The sequence below is a fragment of the Pseudomonas sp. NBRC 111123 genome (genome assembly GCF_001320205.1).
GTDB lineage: Bacteria > Pseudomonadota > Gammaproteobacteria > Pseudomonadales > Pseudomonadaceae > Aquipseudomonas > Aquipseudomonas putida_J.
Map to the genome: position 1 here is coordinate 1 of NZ_BCAZ01000104.1, position 872 is coordinate 872.

The following is an 872-nucleotide window of genomic DNA, read 5'->3' on the forward strand; positions in this document are numbered from 1 at the left end:
GCTCGATCTAACAGGCGCTGAACCTTCCATGGCGAGCACCTGTAAGCCACCACACATCCCCCCCGCCATTCAATCCGAAGAAACCGGTCTAGTCTCAGCTGTCGGAACCCATCACAAGGATCAACCGACAGCCATGACTCAGCAAAAACTTGGAAGGATTCTGGTCACCAACGACGACGGCATCGACGCCCCTGGCCTGAAAGTCCTGGAGCAGGTTGCCGCGCAACTGGCCGATGAGGTGTGGGTGGTTGCCCCGCGTGCGGACCAGAGCGGCACCTCGCACTCGCTCAGCCTGCATGCCCCGCTGCGGGTCAGTGAGCATGGTGACAAACGCTTCGCCGTCACCGGTACGCCAGGTGACTGTGTGGTGATGGCGGTGCAGCATCTGCTCAAGGATGCCCGCCCAGACCTCATTCTCTCCGGGGTCAACCGAGGTGCGAACCTGGGCCTGGAAACGGTGTTCTCCGGCACGGTCGGTGCTGCCATGACCGGCATGCTGCTGGGGATCCGCTCGATTGCCCTGAGCCAGGCCTACAGCGACCGTGCGAACGTGCCTTGGGACAACGCGCTGGCCCATGCGCCCAAGGTGCTGCAGGCACTGCTGAGCCAGGATTGGCCGAGCGATGCCTGCCTGAATGTGAACTTCCCCGACTGCAACCCGCAGGCCACCTTGCCGCTGAAGGTGACACGGCAAGGTGCCGGGCCTTTGAACAGCATGTCGGTGCGCAAAGAGGTGGACCCTCGTGGGTTCGACTACCACTGGATCAAGCTGAACAACGCCAGGGAGGTCGACCAGCCCGGGACTGAAATGGCTGAACTGGCGGCAGGGCATGTCACCGTCACACCGCTGCAGTTCGAGAGAACACATAGGG

The 872-nt window shown here is 62.4% G+C and carries 1 protein-coding gene; it reads left to right on the plus strand.

The window, feature by feature from the left end; all coding sequences use genetic code 11:
- Window positions 1-133 precede the first annotated feature (133 nt).
- The coding region (gene surE / locus APH27_RS25455) for a 5'/3'-nucleotidase SurE (RefSeq protein ID WP_060486225.1) at window positions 134-872 on the plus strand (739 nt) is incomplete at its 3' end.